The 17,389-nt window shown below is 48.3% G+C and carries 19 protein-coding genes and 1 other RNA gene; 6 read left to right on the forward strand and 14 right to left on the reverse strand.

The annotated features are described in order from the left end of the window. Nucleotides 1-231 precede the first annotated feature (231 nt). The 5 genes from EHO61_RS08875 to EHO61_RS08895 all read right to left on the reverse strand — a co-directional run bounded on the left by EHO61_RS08875 (nt 232) and on the right by EHO61_RS08895 (nt 4,215). The gene (locus EHO61_RS08875) at nt 232-1,581 is read right to left on the reverse strand and encodes a hypothetical protein (protein ID WP_246032057.1); all 1,350 of its coding nucleotides are present in this window, start codon (nt 1,579-1,581) and stop codon (nt 232-234) included. Continuing rightward, a complete protein-coding gene (locus tag EHO61_RS08880) occupies nt 1,581-2,327 on the reverse strand; it encodes a hypothetical protein (protein ID WP_135813277.1) in 747 nt (248 codons plus the stop codon). The genes EHO61_RS08875 and EHO61_RS08880 overlap by 1 nt, the downstream gene beginning before the upstream one ends. Further along, complete coding sequence (locus tag EHO61_RS08885; RefSeq protein WP_135813278.1) at nt 2,324-3,274, reverse strand: fused MFS/spermidine synthase; 951 nt, start codon at nt 3,272-3,274, stop codon at nt 2,324-2,326. Before EHO61_RS08885 ends, EHO61_RS08880 begins: the two co-directional genes overlap by 4 nt. A 12-nt stretch (nt 3,275-3,286) precedes the next feature. Continuing rightward, nucleotides 3,287-3,712: an adenosylmethionine decarboxylase gene (gene speD, locus EHO61_RS08890; protein ID WP_135768197.1), complete on the reverse strand. Its 426-nt coding sequence runs from the start codon at nt 3,710-3,712 to the stop codon at nt 3,287-3,289. Between the two features lie 92 nt (nt 3,713-3,804). Next, a complete protein-coding gene (locus tag EHO61_RS08895; protein ID WP_135813279.1) occupies nt 3,805-4,215 on the reverse strand; it encodes a hypothetical protein in 411 nt (136 codons plus the stop codon). Between the two features lie 234 nt (nt 4,216-4,449). On the opposite strand from EHO61_RS08895, the gene EHO61_RS08900 reads away from it, so the two are divergent. After that, nucleotides 4,450-5,448 (forward strand): patatin-like phospholipase family protein, encoded by a 999-nt coding sequence (locus EHO61_RS08900; RefSeq protein ID WP_135813280.1) that lies wholly within the window; start codon nt 4,450-4,452, stop codon nt 5,446-5,448. Here the strand turns inward: EHO61_RS08900 and EHO61_RS08905 are convergent, their stop codons facing one another. Together EHO61_RS08905 and EHO61_RS08910 are read right to left on the reverse strand one after the other, a co-directional pair. Continuing rightward, a complete protein-coding gene (locus EHO61_RS08905; RefSeq protein ID WP_246032058.1) occupies nt 5,449-6,276 on the reverse strand; it encodes a hypothetical protein in 828 nt (275 codons plus the stop codon). Between the two features lie 114 nt (nt 6,277-6,390). Continuing rightward, nucleotides 6,391-6,978, reverse strand: coding sequence for a SelL-related redox protein (locus EHO61_RS08910; protein ID WP_246032059.1), 588 nt, complete (start codon nt 6,976-6,978; stop codon nt 6,391-6,393). 57 nt (nt 6,979-7,035) lie between these two features. On the opposite strand from EHO61_RS08910, the gene EHO61_RS08915 reads away from it, so the two are divergent. Continuing rightward, on the forward strand, nt 7,036-7,764 hold the full coding sequence (locus EHO61_RS08915; RefSeq protein WP_135813283.1) for a TerC family protein: 729 nt from the start codon (nt 7,036-7,038) through the stop codon (nt 7,762-7,764). On the opposite strand, the gene EHO61_RS08920 is transcribed toward EHO61_RS08915, so the two are convergent. From EHO61_RS08920 to rnpB, 3 genes are all read right to left on the reverse strand, one after another. Further along, the gene (locus tag EHO61_RS08920) at nt 7,709-9,160 is read right to left on the reverse strand and encodes a peptidase C69 family protein (RefSeq protein ID WP_135813284.1); all 1,452 of its coding nucleotides are present in this window, start codon (nt 9,158-9,160) and stop codon (nt 7,709-7,711) included. The genes EHO61_RS08915 and EHO61_RS08920 overlap by 56 nt on opposite strands. A 47-nt stretch (nt 9,161-9,207) precedes the next feature. After that, nucleotides 9,208-10,539 carry a PP2C family protein-serine/threonine phosphatase gene (locus EHO61_RS08925; RefSeq protein ID WP_135813285.1) on the reverse strand — a complete coding sequence of 444 codons (1,332 nt, stop codon included), beginning with the start codon at nt 10,537-10,539 and terminating at the stop codon, nt 9,208-9,210. Between the two features lie 104 nt (nt 10,540-10,643). Then, an RNA gene (gene rnpB, locus EHO61_RS08930) (RNase P RNA component class A) lies at nt 10,644-11,061 on the reverse strand. A gap of 306 nt (nt 11,062-11,367) precedes the next feature. On the opposite strand from rnpB, the gene EHO61_RS08935 reads away from it, so the two are divergent. The 3 genes from EHO61_RS08935 (at nt 11,368) to EHO61_RS08945 (ending at nt 13,307) form a co-directional block, all read left to right on the forward strand. Next, nucleotides 11,368-11,847: a tetratricopeptide repeat protein gene (locus EHO61_RS08935; protein ID WP_135768190.1), complete on the forward strand. Its 480-nt coding sequence runs from the start codon at nt 11,368-11,370 to the stop codon at nt 11,845-11,847. 237 nt (nt 11,848-12,084) lie between these two features. Then, the gene (hpf, locus tag EHO61_RS08940) at nt 12,085-12,372 is read left to right on the forward strand and encodes a ribosome hibernation-promoting factor, HPF/YfiA family (protein ID WP_135813286.1); all 288 of its coding nucleotides are present in this window, start codon (nt 12,085-12,087) and stop codon (nt 12,370-12,372) included. Beyond that, nucleotides 12,372-13,307, forward strand: coding sequence for a hypothetical protein (locus EHO61_RS08945; protein ID WP_135813287.1), 936 nt, complete (start codon nt 12,372-12,374; stop codon nt 13,305-13,307). The genes hpf and EHO61_RS08945 overlap by 1 nt, the downstream gene beginning before the upstream one ends. Before the next feature lie 70 nt (nt 13,308-13,377). On the opposite strand, the gene EHO61_RS08950 is transcribed toward EHO61_RS08945, so the two are convergent. From EHO61_RS08950 to EHO61_RS08965, 4 genes are all read right to left on the reverse strand, one after another. Further along, nucleotides 13,378-13,956, reverse strand: a complete 579-nt coding sequence (locus EHO61_RS08950; protein ID WP_135813288.1) for an LIMLP_12425 family protein — start codon at nt 13,954-13,956, stop codon at nt 13,378-13,380. Between the two features lie 7 nt (nt 13,957-13,963). After that, nucleotides 13,964-14,584 (reverse strand): RNA polymerase sigma factor, encoded by a 621-nt coding sequence (locus tag EHO61_RS08955; protein ID WP_425460344.1) that lies wholly within the window; start codon nt 14,582-14,584, stop codon nt 13,964-13,966. A 75-nt stretch (nt 14,585-14,659) separates the two neighbouring features. After that, nucleotides 14,660-15,013, reverse strand: coding sequence for a PilZ domain-containing protein (locus EHO61_RS08960; RefSeq protein ID WP_135813290.1), 354 nt, complete (start codon nt 15,011-15,013; stop codon nt 14,660-14,662). Between the two features lie 54 nt (nt 15,014-15,067). Then, complete coding sequence (locus EHO61_RS08965; protein WP_135813291.1) at nt 15,068-16,528, reverse strand: MBOAT family O-acyltransferase; 1,461 nt, start codon at nt 16,526-16,528, stop codon at nt 15,068-15,070. Nucleotides 16,529-16,786: 258 nt separating this feature from the next. Here EHO61_RS08965 and EHO61_RS08970 point away from each other — a divergent pair, with 258 nt between their 5' ends. Beyond that, complete coding sequence (locus tag EHO61_RS08970) at nt 16,787-17,389, forward strand: DUF3332 domain-containing protein (RefSeq protein ID WP_135813292.1); 603 nt, start codon at nt 16,787-16,789, stop codon at nt 17,387-17,389.

Genomic DNA, 17,389 nt, shown 5'->3' on the forward strand with positions numbered 1-17,389 from the left:
GTATCCACATTAATTACGTCACCACACACGTCAAACTATTTTTGTATATTTTATCCAAACATCTAAAACAATTTTTCAAAAATATTCTCGGGCGGCCCTTCTAATTTCCAATAAAATCCGGCCCTTTACCTTCGGGTCCGCTCGAAAAATGGGCCCCGCCGGAACAAAAAGCGGATCGCAAACTTCGGCCGGACCGAAACCGACTCGGAGAATATATGCAGATTTTATAAATTAAAAATACTTTGTATATCCGACGGAAAAATAATAAATAGCCCTTACGATATTCTGGCTCTGGTAGGAATCTATAATCACTTTTTGGATGATCGGATCGCTCACGTTATTGACGACGGCCTGTTTAAAGGCGTTATTGTACATCCCGTACTGTTTCGAAGGATCCACCGTAAGTCCGTCCTCGTTCTGGTATCTGCCTTTTATATTATCGAAATAATAATTGCTGTCGTAGATCTCCAGGTCGGGACGATACGCTACGTTTGCCGTGAGAAAAAAACCGTCTATGGAATACTTTAAGGTCGTGGTAATATCTGAAAAACCGGATCGATTGTCCGCCGGATTGTTCCGGATGATATATCCAGCCGAGGTGGTCCAAGAGAATTTCATGAAATCGTTCAATTTGAACTCATGCCCGATCTCCAAGGGTATGTATCCCCACCCTTTGTTGATTCCGGTCGTAGAAGCATCGTTCGCCGGATCCATGGTCTTATAAAAGGAAAGCTTCGGTTCCAGAAATTGAAGGATCGGAATTTCCCATCGGACGAACACCTGGGTCCAAGAAAACCTGTCTTTGGCGAGAAACGTGTTATAGGAAAAAAAACCGACGTCGAAATTTCCGAACTTCGATTTGCTCAGCTCGTAAGTCAGCTCGATCTCGCCTCCGTTATCCCATTTTAATCCGTTGTCCTCCTTATAGGGGTGCACGTATCTCGGATCGAACGGGACCTGTCCTTGGGCCAAGGCCGGTTGGTAATATCCTAGGAGTTCCGGCCCCCCGGGTCGGTTTTGCAAAAACCTTTGGTCCGAATCTCGGTTTCCCAAATGACTCGTAAAAAGGTTGAACCAGAATTCTACCGTTAGGCGGTCCGTCACGGGGATTTCTATGGAAGGCTGGAACGTGTAGGCGGGCAGGAAGGATTTGTATGCGATATTATCCCTTTGACTCAGAGATTCGCTACCGAACGTATTTCCTCGAAATACGAAGTCCGTCGCAAACTCTACGTTAACGGCGATTTTATCCTCCTCGTCGTCCTCTTTCTGCTTCGAACCCGATTTAAGACTTTCGTGCTTTTTGTCTTCTTCGTCCTCATCTTCGTTTTCGGCGGAGGACTCAGGAGGTCTCGCCGGGACCGAATTTTTTTGGTCCGTGGGATTTCCTCTGGGCTTTCGGTTTTCTTTTTCTTTCTCGGATTCTCGCCTCGCCTTCCGGTCCTTCCCTTGGAAAAAACCGGGGCCCGGCGTTTGCGAATCCAAAGAGGACGGCCAAAAGAAGGAGCCGCCGAAAAAAGACAAAACGAAAAGAATGTAAAAAAGGAAGGATCTTGACGAAGCGCGCATGAACGGCAGCATTAAGCGCGCATAAATTCCATGACTCCTACGACCAATTCCAAAAGAATCAGAACTACGATCGTATATTCCGCTAACATTTCCCAAAATAAAAACTTCTTTTCCGAGACTCTTTCCAAAAGGACTTCCAAAGCCTCGTGAATCGATTCCCAAGACTCGACTAAGGATTCTAGTTCTTCCGAATTCGGTCCCTTCGGTCCGATTCCGAATTTTCTCAGTTCCTCCCACTCTGGGTCGAATCCTTTCGAAAGTAAAGAATAAGTCGCTTCCAGCTTGAGGAGTAAAGTTAGACTACGGTCATGTTCTTCACGAACTTCATCCGCTTCCAACAACTGCATCGTCGTTACTTTAGAATATTTCGATACGCTTCTGACCGCCCACTCTCGAGCTCTCTGCGCATAACTGTGCGTAAATTCAAAAAAAGCGGCAAAAGCCGCTCTCGTAGCGAAAAGAGAATTCTTGCCCTTCTCGCGGGAATTTACCTGTAGCTCGCCCGCTCGGACCGGTCTGGAGACGGAAATGACTTCGCAAGAGAGAGCCTGCTCCTTCAGCCATCCTTCTACCTGAACACGTTCTTGCACATGATCGCCGTCCGCGCCCAGGACGACGATACAATCAAAAGGAAATCCCAGACTCCAAGCGGATTTGCGAAAGGAGGAGGAGATCTCTTCGATTCCGGCGTTGAGGCCGGAACCGGTTTTTACTTGCGAAAGAAAGTATACCCGAAAGCACGCTCGGCCATCGGTCATCGTTTGACCCCTTTCCGATACTCCGTATCTTTAGGGGAAAATCGTAGAGGTTGCTCGTCTTCCAAAAAGGATCCGTCTAGGGAGAGGCATTTTCTCAAATCCTTAGGCAGAGAAAAAATACCTCGGTAGGTGATTTCATCGAACGCGAACAGGCGGGAAGGCATATTGCGTTTCTCGATACGGTTACTCAATTCCTCGGCGCTCAGGATCGGATTTCCCGCATTCGTAGCGATGATAAATCCCCAAGTAGAGGTAAAGGACGGTACGAAGATGCTATAGCTTTCCACAAACTCGAAAGACTTACGGATCGTTCTCCGGAGAGTCGCGTGTTGCGCCCAAATTTGCGAGGAAAGTTCCAAAGCCTGCAGAGCCAAATATCCGTTTCGATTCAATCTCTTGGCACAGAGGGCGTAGAATTCCTTGGTGTAGAGTCGGATTGCGGGTCCGTCGACAAGGATATCCGTGATGTCCGTAATGATCACATCGAAAGTCTCCGTCGTTTCCTCCAGATACTTCCGACCATCCATGTACAAAAGTTTCGCGCGCGGATCGGAAAAGGCGCTAGAATTCCAGTCTGAAAGATGGTTTTTGCAAAAATCCACGAATTCGCCGTCGATGTCCACCATCACCGCCAATTCTACGGAATCGTGCTTGAGCACTTCCCGTAAGGTCGCTCCTTCGCCTCCTCCTAAAATCAGGACTTTTCTAGGTTCCGGATGGGCCAGCATAGCCGGCTGTACCAAACATTCATGGAATAAATGTTCGTCAGCTTCGGCCGATTGAACCGCTCCATCAAGCACCATGGTCTTTCCGAACGCGTGCAAATGGTGAAACTCCACTTGCTGAAACTCCGTCCGGAAACTCCTGGAATTCTTATCCTTCAGGAATTGGTGCATTTCACGGTAATCGACCTGTTCCGTGAACCAAGATTGTGTAGTAGGATCCATTTTACCTCTCTTTTAAGCGGACCGCTCTTCGTACCGATTGATCACTCTCTCCGGCTTCCACAGTTTTTGCAGGTATGTACCGAAAGGAATCACATCGATCGTCTTACCGCAGGTAAAAATATCCAAAAAGCAGGAACCGTATTCCGGGTATGTGTGGATACTAGCGTGAGATTCCGAAAGCAGAAATAGAATCGTCACTCCGTGCGGATCGAAACGATGTTCGACCTTATTCAAAATGGTGGCGCCGATGGATTGAATCGCTTCTTCCATATCACGAGAAATCCTCTCCGCATCGTCCAAATCGATTTGGCATCCTACGAAATCCGTCATTAAATGACGTCCGTAGAATTCGAAACCTGGTTGGCCATTTTCGGCGGGAACTTGTCCCGGCTTGGATAGGATGGGTCGGACAGGACCTTGCGTATTGATAATCGACATATATATTAAAATCTCCGTTTTTCTAACTCGAAACCGGGATCAACCTCGGTTTCGCCGGGGAACTTTTTCCCCTAAAAATCCATTTCACCGAATCAACAAAAGGGAGAGGAGAAAGGCGGGGGAAGAGAAAGAAACGTGTGCTGGAGTAATGTATTGCGGAAAAATGCGCCAGAAATGTCCGGCATTTCCAAGGTGGACTTGGATTGGACCAATTGAAATCCGAGCAAAGGGAGGGAGTCCTCTCTTGCATCCGTTTTGGTCTGGGCTTCGAAGTAGGAACCGGTAAATAATCCGGACTGTTCCCGCACATTATGTCTCGGGATCCTAGGCCGGAAAACCTCTCCTTCTACCCCTCCCCAATCGCCGTTCCAGATATCGATGGTATCGATCACCGCATCCATAGCGAGGGAATACAGAAGTAGGGATAAAATGAGGGAATGAAGGAATTTGAATCTCCCCCCGATTCGTTTTACCGTCGCTCCGAATGCAGGTTGTAAATGCATAAAAACGTTTTGAAAGCTTAGACGGAAAAAAAATTCCGGTCAATTCATAAAGGATTCTAATCCCCCCCTTTTTGTATATAAAATTTAGCCTATTTTTATTACAAATCGAAGGGAATTAGAGCATTTCAGGTTGCAAAAAAGAACCGAATTCCCTAAAAAAGCGACTCGGAATTTGCTACCTCGTTACGGCATCCTGCTTGCGGGATAGGGTTAGGGATCCATTTTAAGAATCAGATGAGTTCTTATTTTTCCCCCGGAAATTCCGACGTTTTTCCGGGAAACAACCGCCTTCCGTCCGCCTCCAAAAACTCTAAGGCTTTGGTAGTCGCTGGCGGAGGAATGAAAGGTTCGTTTGCGGGAGGCGCCCTCTACGCTTTGAACCAATACCTTCCCTCTACATTCTTCGATCTCATTTTAGGGGTTTCGTCCGGGTCCTGCGCGGCAGCTTACTATGCGACAGGTTACGAAACCAGTCCCGAAGAAGAGGTCCGGACCTTGGATATTTGGAGAAAAGAGCTGGTTGGGAACAAGCTCATCTCCTTGTTGAATCCGTTTCGGGGAAAAACCCTCCTCGACCAGGAATACCTGATCGATTACCTGTTCGGGACGAAGTACCGCTTACCCGCGGAATACCTGGAAAAAAAGGAAACCTCTCCTTTCTATGTCGTAGTGACGAATCTGGCAAAGGCAAGGGCGGAGTACGTTCGCGCCACGGCTTCCAACGTACTCAACCTTCTCAAAGCGGCGACCTCGCTTCCCATCGCCACCCGGGGAAAATGGAAATTGGAAGACCAGTATTTCGGAGACGGAGGCATCTCGGACCCGATCCCTGTGGAAAAAGTGATAGAGGCCGGATTTAAGGACATCACCGTGGTTTTAAATTCTCCCAAGGAGGACCTTTCCGATCCGATCCCGAACTTCCAAGGATGGCTTTCCTATCCTTCCGATCGAAAGCTCTACCACATGATCACAAAGGTTCACCATACGATGTACAATCGCGCCATTGGGATCATCGAATCTCCTCCTGCGAACGTCAAGATCAGGGTGATCGCTCCTAAAGTTTCCGAACTTAGTATGGTAAGCACAAGTTCCCGGTTGCTGAATCGCTCCGTTACGAGAGGAATGGAGGCCGGCCACAGGGTGGTCGCGAATCTTCTGGGCGAACTTTCCTCCCTCAGAAACAAATCCATCTTCCGAAAACTCTGGATTCCGACGGTAAACCCGAAAGGTTGATCACGCCGCGAGGGAAAGGTGGAACTCCTTTCCGACTCGACGATCCCGCATTGTTCGGATCGCGTCGTAATACACTTTCCTTACCGTATGTTCGCTTAGAGAGAGGCTAACGGCGATCCGACGGAAACTTTGCTCTTCTCCGATATGGGCCATTTTGTCTGCCCAGATTTTTTTCCTCTTCCTCCACTTTTCGGAGCGGCTGGATTCCGAAAAATACGTCCTTCCGAAAAAGATCTGCAATTGGTCCGTCACTGCCTTCCTGCGTAACCTCTGGCTTCTTTCATACTCCTCCTCTTCCCTGAAATAGGTCCGAAGACCGGAGGACTTTCTTCTTAGTTTTTCTTTCAAAAGTTTGAGTTCCCTCAGATTCATGGGGATCCTATGCCTCATTTTGACCACGAGACAGGGAAGAGTCTCCAGTTTCGCCAAGGCTTTTTGCACCAGGATGCGAACGTTCTCCTCTTCGCTAGTCCTCATTTCCGAAACCGTTTCTCTAGTTCCGAGATCGGATCCCTTTACTTCCACAAGGATCCTTTCCTTTTTTCGGGATGCACTTTCCCGTTTTCTCTGGTTCAGAATCTGATTCTTTACATAAACGGTGAAATAGGCCGGAAAATTCCCGTATTTCCGCGAACGGTAAATCTCAAGGCACCGCTCCGCACTCTGAATGATCCTCAGCATCACTTCGGAACTCCCGTCCTCGTCCATTCCGAACCTACGCATACAGATCTGTTTGGTCCAAATCCAAGCTTCGTTTAAAAAATCTTTTTTCTCTCCGGTTTGAAAATAGGTTTCGACCGCTTCGGTCAATCGTTGGTCTCGATCCATCATAAGCCTCATGTACGGCAAACGAAAAATCGGGCGAGCGAATCTCCGTCTTCGCCTGTGTGCGTTAGACGCAATCCGATGACAAAGACCTAATTTACGATTTTTTTTAGAGGATTAGGCGGGTAGAATTCCGGGATCCAAGTTTTCCGAAGAGATCGGCGAGCAACCCGGCAGCTTGGTCCAGTCGGGATGGTCTCCGATATGCCGGTATTTGTGCTTCCATAAAATCCTATCCTTCAGAACCAAAAAAGCTCCGGGCATCTGAAGCAAGTGTTGGCCTTGGACTCCGTAGAAATTCCCTTTGGCCACCGCACGAAGCGCCGACCCCCAAACTTCCGGACCCGCGAGTTCCAGAAAATTTCCGTCTTCCAAGCCCGCTAGTCCGAAAAATCCGGCCCGAGGGTCGGCGATGGCGCTCGCTTCCGGCCAGTGCCTTTGGAAAAATTCCTCTCCCATTCTTACTTCTTCCGGAAATACGAATAGAACCGGCGGAAACGCAGGGATGGAATCGGCAAGGTCGCGCAGATCGGATACGCATTCCCGGCAAAAAATACAACCGAAATGCCGCAAAAAAACCAAAAGGGTCTGCTTCGCGGGAAGATTCTGCTCGAATGTCTGGCCGATCAGATTTCTCCCCTGGACGGGACCTTGCATCAATTCTTTGGGTAAAAAATCCATCTCTACAAGTCCGAAACCTTCCACGGAATTTCGCCGGAAATCGATTGCTTTTTTATTTTTCGATTCGATTTTCTTTTTCGAATGGAAGCACAACTATTAGACTCCACCGTAGCCTTATTTTCTCTTACTGCGATGGAAGTGGTCTTGGGAATAGACAATATCGTTTTTTTATCCATCGTGGTCGGCAAACTGCCGAAAGAGGAGCAACGTTTAGGCAGAAGCGTCGGGCTCTTGGCCGCCCTGGGGTTCAGGATCGCGCTGCTTTTTGCAGCAAGCTGGCTAGCGAGTCTTACGGAAGAACTTTTTTCGGTATTTCTCTTCAAGGTGACCGGCAGGGACCTGATCATGCTATCCGGAGGTCTTTTTCTGATCGCAAAGAGCACGAGCGAGATCCACCATAAGATCGAATCGGAAGAAAAAGGTTCCCCTTCCGCGGATAAAAAAAGTTCTTTCGGCCGAGTCGTTTCGCAGGTTATCGTCTTGGATATTATTTTTTCCATTGATTCCATCGTCACCGCAGTCGGCCTATCCGGGGACTTCTACGTAATGGCCTCCGCTGTCGTTCTCTCCATGCTGATCATGCTGGCTTTTTCCGGTCCGGTAGGCGATTTTATCAACGCGCATCCTAGCATGAAAGTCCTAGCCTTATCTTTTCTCATCCTGGTGGGTGTGATGCTTTTTGCGGACGGTTTGCATTTCCATATACCGAAAGGATATATCTACTTCGCGATGGCATTTTCTCTCCTGGTCGAATTCATAAATATGCGGGCTCGTAAGGCAGGTCCTTCCCCTTCAGAACGGAATCCGTGATTCTTGCGCTGCGGTTCCAAAGTTTCCAGCTGATCCGGTAAAAAGGGGAAAGCCAAGGCTTCGGTAAAAGCATTCCCTTGATCGATAGTTCGGCGACCTCGATCCTCCATTTTCGATAGGCATTTCCGACCTGTTCGAGGGCCTCCTCGGACAAGGAATCTCCTCTTCCCGTCCCTTTCTTTTCGGAGAGGAAAGTTTCCGTTTTTTTAAATAAGTTTTCCTGCAACTCTTTTAGTTCTGCGGAAAAGATTGCGATCGCTTCGGAATAATTCCTGAGGCAAAGCCGGTAGAGAATTTCGTGGTTCCACCAGAGGGAGGAATCAGGCACGGCTCCCGGCTGGATGATCCTTCCGTTCATAGCGGACTTCCCGGGAATGAAAAAAGGAAGGAATATGGATAGAGCGGGAATCGAAGTACCCGTGAACCAGTACTGGGACCGGGAAGGGTCCGGATCGATCTGAGCCACCAGGGACGAATCGGTCTGATTCGGAGCCAAAAATCCGGTCGCGTGCAAACAAACCGACCCCATTCCCGAATTCGCGGGCAAAAAGTCCGAATCTCTGGGAGGAAATCCTCCCGGCCCTCCGCCTATTCTGGACTTGGGTCCGCCTTGCCCTTCCATCCTCAGAATTTCCATCGCGCTTTTTATATCCAATTTTCCTTTCGCGGAATTTCCTTCCCTCATCGTAAGAGAACGGCGAACATTACATTTACCGAATGTAGTATAGAACGTATCGCTAAAGGCCTTACGAAAGGAGAACGTCTCCCCCTTTGCCAGCCAGCCGTGAGACCGGGCATAATCTATGGCCGAAGGGTGCAGATCGTCGTAGTCCGATTCCAATGTCAATCCGTTGGAAATCGAATAAAATCCTCGGATCCGTTTCCAAGCCCAAAAACGGTCGGCGGTCTCCAGGACGTACGCATCCTTAGAATCGGCGATGATAAAGCTGTTGTGATACCGAAAATTCCGGTTTCGGTATCCACCTCGAGCATCCTGGCCGTATTTTTCCAGGAGTTCCACAATCCAATCCCTGGCTTCTGCCGCGTTTTTGGATCGCTCCAAAGCAAGACGTACCAAGTCCATCCCTGTTAAACCGTCCTCCTTTTTCGAAAACGGAATTTTCGTAAACACTGCCTCGTTGCCTATCGTCACTCCTTCGGAATTCGCCCCCATTTCCGCTCCCCACATCTGAAAGGGTCTGGAAATCAGTATTTCAAAATTCTGTTTTACTTGCGGGAGATTCCGATACGTGACTCTCAGATTTCCGGAAGGGTTTTTTCTTTCCTGATAACGTACGAGACATTGCGCCTCGTTCGGCTCCCGATCGGAATTTTTGCCGAAGATCATCCTCCCCGAAGCGGTGCTATCCGGGGTAGCGACGAATGTATCACACATAGGCCGGAATCTTAACCCGTAGCGAGCGACGGGCAAGCGGTTTTTAATTAGGAGGAAACGACTTCGATCAGTAGCATCGTCATGTCGTCCAACATTGCGGATTTTCGCACCGAGGTCACGTTTTCTCCCACTGCCTGCAGCAGCTTGTCGCCTCTCAGCGAAGTATGTTTTCGGACCAGGTCCAGAAACGAGTCGTAACCGAAAAACTGTCCGTGATCGCCGAAAAATTCGAAGAGACCGTCCGAAAAGAGAAGGATCCTGTCTCCGGACTTCAGGTTTTTCCGATAGTCCCGGTTCAAGAGCTTGGGTAAAGCCAGCAGTACGGTCCCTTTTCCTTCCATAGGACTCACGTTCCCGTCCGCCTCTATCAGCACGGCAGGGTGGTGCCCCGCATAGGAATAGACCAATTCCTTCGTTTCGGGATCCAACCTTAGATAGACGGCGGTGATGAAGAAGCCTCCGATCATCGTCTTCAAAGATTCGTGGATCATAGACAAAGCGTCGGCGGGCGAATCGGTTTTGGGAGCGGCCATCTTAAACGCCATAACGGCCATGGCGGAAACCATGGCGGCGGAGATTCCGTGTCCGGCGGCGTCGGCAAAAAAGAAATTCAGCTTTCCGTCCTTTCCGATCTCCGATTTGATCAGGTCGCCTCCGACGCTCACTAAGGGACGGAAATAAGAATGGATGCGGAAAGCCCCCGATTCGGGAAATTCCAGATCGACTAGACTTTTTTGGGTGGATTGGGCAAGCCTGAGTTCCTCTTCAATATTCGCCTGGAATTTTTCCAGCTGGGCGTCGGCTTTCACTAGATTATCGAATGCCTGCAAACGAAAACCCAAAACGAGCACGGCCAAGATTGCGGAGGAAAAGATCCCGAAATAGTACATTCCCACTTCTATCTTAGGATCCTTACAGTACGTCCCCACGAAAACCGCTACCGACAAAAACACCAATAGATAAGGAATCAGCAGTCTTCTATTGCTGAAGGAAACCCCGGCGCTTAAACTGACCAGAATCATTCCGAACAGATAGCCGAGATACAGACCGTTCGTATAAAGAAGATAGAACGAGTGGAGACTCATCAGACCGAAATGGAACAGCAATACGTATTCGCTTATATTACGGAAACCTCCAATCCAAAAACTGCATACAAAGGAAATAAAAATTAAGATTACGTGAAGTATTCTGATCCAGGACGGATCGTGGAGGCCGTTTTGAGACGGATCGCCGAGCAGTAATCCGAATCCGGCAAAGAATGCGAATAAGGAAAGCGCAAACCTGAATCTGGACAGGGCTTCCTTATGCAAAAATCCTTTCAGACCGTTCAGGGCGATTCCATCCCCTTGCTTGTTGAAAAAAAAGGCACTCGCAGACATCGGGGACCGCCCCAACCTTTTCGACGGAAAAATATACTACAGTAAATCTCCTTCGTTCGTCAAGACGCATCACGGAGATTCGCCATGCGGGAGAAGGGAGAAAAAATAGGGGTTCGCCTATAAGCCGGATTCTGTACCGAAGAATTTCTTTCGAAATCCTCCGGCGATGACCATTTATCTTGGCCCGACGGTTGCCGATCGGACTCTTTGCTCCCTACCCACGATCTTGCGGAACCCGCAACTAACGATCGCCTATTCGGGATTGCACCCGGGAGGGTTTGCCTGCCCATCCCCTTACGAGGAATGGCGGTGGGCTCTTACCCCACCGTTTCACCCTTACCTCGAAAGTCCTCCGAGGCGGTATACTTTCTGCTGCACTTTCCATGCCCCATTCCGCTTGGGACGGAATAGAACTCCGGGAATTACCCGGTCCCGCGGTTCCATAGTGTCCGGACTTTCCTCACACTTCCAAGAAATCCGGAAACCCGGTCCCGGAAGCAGCGCGGTCATCCGGCGAACCCCCAAATCCACTGTATAGGAAACCCTTCCTGGCGCGGGAAGGGTTTTTGTCCGAATTTGGCCCAAATCCCAGGAATTTTTACGAGTTCTTAATCCTTAGGCCTTCGATTTCTACGCTCTTGCCCATTGTCGAGAAGAGGAATTCGAGATACGATTTCTACACAGGAGCGAAAGAGATGCTACCCTTCTTACCAAACGGAAATCAGATTCGAAAATTCCCTTTTTTCTTTTTTATTTTCAACTTCTGCTCCAGGACCTGGCACGGGAATTGCACTATTATAGACAAATCCACAGATCGGAGATAAAAAGATGAACAAAATTATTAAAATTGCCTTAGTTTTAAGCATCTCCACTGCACTTTACGCAGAACCAGAGACTTCTGTGGTCGAAGCTTCGCTTACAAACTACACTCCCGAATCAGAAATGCAACTCGCAAACAAGCTTACTGCCCTAGGAAGCTTAAAACAAAAAACCCGCGATTATGAATCCGCGATCGCATTTTACAACCAATCTCTGGCTGTCCGGACCAAACTCGGAGACACCGAAAGCCAAGGATTCGCATTGGTGCTCTATTTAAAATCCATCTCCGAATTCCGCTTGGGTCGTTCTTGCCAGGCTTTGGAAAACATCAAAGAAGTGATCCAAATTTACCAAAAAATGGGCGACCTGGATTCCGCTCTCCAAGCGGAAGAAGAAGGTCTCAAAAAATACCAGGAAGCTTGTAGTCTGGCTTACCAAAAACAACCGAGCCTGACCCTGAACAAGGAACTAGCCACTTCCAAAGATTAAAATCATCCCATCTCTAGTTCTAACTTCCCTGGTCCGCCCCGTCCGGGGCGGGCGCTTTTTTTGATTTGACTCGAACCTTTTGTCTCCTACTTTTACTTCGAGTTTTCCGGGCGGGGAAAAACCCTCCCCGTTTTTCCATCCAAAAAAAAACCGGTTTCCGATTCCGTCTCAGAGTCTCTTACCAATGCTCTACTGTGGCTCGGAAATCTTTATAGAGTGCGAAGGAGAAAGTAGGTTATGAAAATCGTTTTTACTTGGAAGAATATAGATCGTTCCACGGCTGCAGAAGACTATGCCAGCAAAAAGCTGGAAAGGATCAGTAAGTATGTGCAGAAGGTCGTGTCCTTGGAAATATCCTTCGAACAGGTCCATGGAGCGGTCAACGCCAACTTAAATCTTGCGGCGGACGGAAACAAATTCAACGCTCACAACGAGGACAAGGACATCTATGTCTGCCTCGACGGGTTGGAAGATAAAATCGTAAAACAAGTCAGCAAACATCACGATAAAAAAGCCGCCCATTGATGGATTCCGATAGGAAGTTCGAAGAGGCGATCCGTTATCTATTAGAGGGAGAATTCGAGCACGCAAAAAAAACGTTCGATTCCTTATTGGAATCCGATCCTGAAAATCCCGAATTCACCTCGGGATTTTACACTTCCTCCTTCTGGGACAATCGAGTGGACCGAATCCATCACTCGAACGAAGGAAGAGAAAGGACCTCTCTCTTATTGGATTTCCTGAAGGAATTCGAGACCGTTTACGAAAAGAAAGACTTTCCCAAATCCGTTTCCTATAGAGCCGCCAAGGATTCCGTTTTAAAGGAATCCGCGGACCAATTCCGAATCATACTGCGCAAGGAAGGACTCCAATCCCTTCCCGCCTCCACCGTTTCGGAATTGGCATACAGATTATTGATGGAAAACGATGTAGAATCCGCCGCGGAAATCCTGAGAGATTCCGCCGGTCTAGAACGGTTTTCTCCGGAGCTACTTTTCTTTCGCGCGGAATGTGCCTATCTATCCGGAAACGAATCCCAGGGTCTGCTGTTGTACAGAGATGCATTTCTCAAGGACCCGAGTTCTCTCCGATTGGATTGCATCAAGTCGGAACCGATTTCGAAAGCTCTAGAGGCTCTTTCCGGAGAGTTCCGAGACAAAAACGACCTGAAGGAAGCGATTCCGGTCTATTGCCTGGAAAAAGGGATTTTTCGGGAAATCCGAAAAATGAGCGAAAAGGAGATCGACCAGCTCCGACAGGAACTTTCCAGACTCAAAGATTCCCTTTCTCTCCGGAAAGGAATCCACGAATTCAAAATAAAATGTAGAATGATCCAGATCTGTTGCGCCCTCCTGGATTCCAGGACTTCTCTCTACTATGCCGAGACGGCGCAAGAGGCCAAGCGAATCCTAGACAGTCTGGATCCCGGGTTTTACCAAAGAAGGTCCGGCCGAAACTAAAACGCCCCGCTCCTTCGTACATAAAAAAGGACCGCGGCAATGCGGTCCTTTTTCGGACAAGGAAGCGGAATTATTTCCCCGAGGAAAGTTCCAAGATCTCGCGGATTTCGTGCGCGGTTCGTGTATCCCCTTTTTCCAGAAAATAGGAATGCAAGGAATCCAGAATCTTCCGACTTTCCGGATTTTTCGTTACTTCTAGTAGATAGGCGGAATTTGCGTTTTGGTCGATTTTAGCGGAGGAAGGAAGGTCTATAAAGTCGCGGTCGTTTCCGAGGGATAGGGTTCCGGATCTTTCGGAAGGAATTCCGTTGGACGAGGAGGAAAATCTTCCTACGGACACCGCCAGAACGAGCACCGCTAGGCCGGCTGTAAGGGAATACTGGAAGGATCTGTTCCAGATCACCGTCCGGGAGAACTTTTCCCAGAGGCTCTCATGCTCCACTCGAGCTTCTTTTAACAGATTCTGCAATCGGAACTCGAAGTTTTCCGACAGGCGGATCTGATCCAGTTCCTTGTTCCGCAGTTCCGAGACCGCACGTACAATGGAGTTTTCCAGACGAATCAGCTCCTGATCTTCGTTTCCGAAAATACCCGAAAACAATCGGGTGGAACGGGTCCGTACATGGGATTCTTGCATTTCTTTTTCCATAACTTTTCTACCTGAAATAACCGTCGCCCCGCCCATCTTGTTGGATCAGGTGCTTTAAGAATTCCTTTGCTTTAAATAGACGACTCTTGACCGTCCCGATATTACATCCGAGGACCTCAGCGATCTGAGAATACGACATTTCCTCGAAATAGCGTAATTCAATGACTTCTTTGTATATATCTTCGAGTTCGTTTATCTTTTTGATTAGATATTCGGATTCGTCGGAAAGTTCTATTTTTTTTTCGAAGCCGAGGCGGTGATCCGTAACCTGAAATTCGGATTCGTCCATAGAGTTTTCCCTGGCACGCTTTCTCTTGGCAAGCAAGTCCTTGGACTTATTGACCACGATCCTGTACAACCAGGTATAAACGCCGGATTCGGCCCGGAAATTCTTGATGGACCTGTAGCCCGAAATCAAGGCGTCCTGCACGATATCTTCCGCATCGTCCCCATCCTTGACCATGGAAACCGCCTTTCGATACAGTCTCTCCCGGTACGGTCCCGTCAGTTCTATATAGGCCTGATCGCTGCCTTCCCGGATCTGCTTTAAAAGTTGGATTTCCTTTTCCCGGACGGTGATCTTTCGTTGCGCGATTTCCTTTTCGGCCATGAGAATCCTTTCCGACATCGAAACCTTTTCCCTCCGGTCTTGCAATAAAAATACCCCGTAGGTCAGAACCCGCCGGTTTTGTAGAAAGGGCTTTTAACCTTCTAAGGATAGATTGATCAGGATTAACGATTCGGTAAGTTCCAAGGGCGAGCGAAAGCGGATTCCATATAGGAATTTCTCCTTATTCCCCAACTGCTTATTTACGCGCCATATCACGTCGCCTAGAAATTCCAGACGCTTTCCCGATTTCCGCTCGATCACGGATCCTTCTACGGCGCTCGTTTGGGAAAGATCATCCCCGGGCATCAGTACGCAAATTCCCGATTCCGAAATGTTTCCTAGCTTACCTTCCAAGGTAATCAATCCGGATTCGATATGGACAATGTATTCGTTGAAGTCTCTGGGATAAAATCTCGGACTTCTATATTTCTGTCCAGAATCGCTCATGAATTAGGAAATCAAGTTAAAGCCCGAGAATCGGACTGTCCAGCGTTTTACGCCCTAAAACTGGAAGTAGATGAAAGGAACTTCTGCATCCGGGCTTAACAACGCAAGAATCACCGCCGCAAACGGATATAAGGCGAACTCGAGCCACACAGGAATCCGAATCTGTTTTCCCTTTTCGAAGATCAACCAACCTAGAAAATGCCCAAGGATTACGCAAAGGATCACGGGGAGACCTACCTTCAACATATAAGGTCTGAGTTCTCCCGTCCGATAGGAATACATTCCGGAAATCATCGTGACTGCTTTGCCCAAGGACTCGGATCTGAAAATCACACCGAAAGTGATCGCCACGGAACTCGCGTACAAAATACGAAGCGGCACCAGCGCATTGTCCCAACCGGACGAAAGCGATAGATTCGGAAACAATCTGGCCTTGAGATCCTTCAGCACGGCTTCGACCATCAAAAAAGTTCCCTGGATGGAACCCCAGATCACGAACGTCCAATTGGCTCCGTGCCAAACGCCCGCCACGAACATGGTGAACCATACGTTAAAGCGATGGCGAAGAGCTCCGACTCGACTTCCTCCTAACGAAATATAAACGTAATCCCTAAGCCAGGAAGAAAGAGTGATGTGCCAACGACGCCAGTGTTCCGTGACGCTTTGGGAAAGATAAGGCATTCTGAAATTTTCGGGGAGCTCGTATCCGAGTAAAAGCGCGCAACCGTACGCCATGTCCGTGTATCCGCTGAAATCGCAATAGACCTGCACCCAGAACAATAAGGCCGCCAACCAAAGAGCTTCCGTGGAGTAGGCTTCCGGATTTTTAAAGATCAGATCCGAAATGGGTGAGACGTTGTCAGACAGTACGACCTTCTTAAAATATCCCAATAGAAAGAATCGGATCGCGCGACGGAAGGGGATGTTTTCCAGTTTTTTTTCCGTTTCCATCTGAGGTAGAAACGTCTTGGCGGTGACGATGGGTCCTGCGACTAATTGGGGGAAGAACGATACGAAGAGCGCGAATCTCAAGAAACTCTTTTCCGCAGGGATGGTTCCACGGTACACGTCGATCGTATAACTTAAGGATTGGAACGTATAAAAAGAGACTCCGACGGGAAGAACGATCTTTAAAACGGGAAAGAGCGGGCTCCAACCGACTATAACCAAAAGGTCGTTTAAACTACCGCAAAGAAAATTATAATATTTGAAGAATCCTAGGATGAATACAAGATTCAAAACTAGACTCAGGGTGATCATCGCCTTCCGGTAGGAACGGTTCTTGGATTCGAAGATCCGATCCGCGAGCACGTAATCGATGACCGTGGAAAGTAGAATCAACCCGCCGAAACGCCAATCCCAGCTCATGTAAAACGCATAACTCACGATCAGAAGGAAAACGTGAACGACGAATTTGCGCAGATGATGATTCGGAAATAGAACCGGAAGAAGGTACCAATAAACTAGAAATACGAAGGTGAAAAAAAGAAAAAATTCGAGCGTGGGAAAAAGCAAAATCCGTGCTCCCTATTTGGGCCAGTAATCCGACTCCGACCGGACTCCAGCCGAAAAGATCGGAGACCGTAGGTCCAGAAATACCGACCTGTCGGTTAGGTCAAGGGATTCTCCGAGGATTCCCAAAACCTCCGTTCCGGCGGAACTCCTACGATTTTCTTTTTGGGTTTCGTTCCGTGTAAAGGAATTCTCTTGCAAGAATTTTCTCCGGAATTAGAACTCTGCTATTAAATCCAAGGAAACGGAGTCCCTTTCGACATGGTAAAAAATTTCGTAAAAAAAACCCTACTTGCGATCACCGTCGCAGCGATCGCGTTCGGATCGTTGGCAAATTGCTTCGGCAAGTTCGCGTTAACCCATAAAGTCTACAATGCGAACGACGGTTTTAACGTAGGAAGCGGATTCCTGAACAAATTGGTAAAAACCATCCTGATGTATTTTCCGTTCTCCATCCTGTACGGAATCGGATTCTTTCTGGATGTGATCTTATTCAACCTGATCGAATTCTGGAGCGGAAGTAATCCTATCGGTTTGAACGAATACGACCAAGACGGCAAGTTCGTTAAAACCTTCCGCCAGAACGACGCGGAGATCACTCTTTCTTTCAGCGGTTTCGGTTCCCGTATGGACGTGACCGCGTTGAAAGACGGAAAGTCGGAAACCTTGACGGCATTCCGGAACCAACCCGGAAAATTCTTCAAGGCGGACGGAGATCGTATGATGGAAGTGGAGGTGACTTCCGAAACCGTAGGCTCTCAGGTGATTCTGAAGCTGGTGGAACAAGGTAAACTCAAATCTTCCAAGGTGATGGAAGCCAAAACTCTGCAGGATCTACAGGAAAAAACGGCGGAAGCTCTTTAA

This window comes from Leptospira fluminis (assembly GCF_004771275.1).
GTDB classification, from domain to species: Bacteria; Spirochaetota; Leptospiria; order Leptospirales; family Leptospiraceae; genus Leptospira_B; species Leptospira_B fluminis.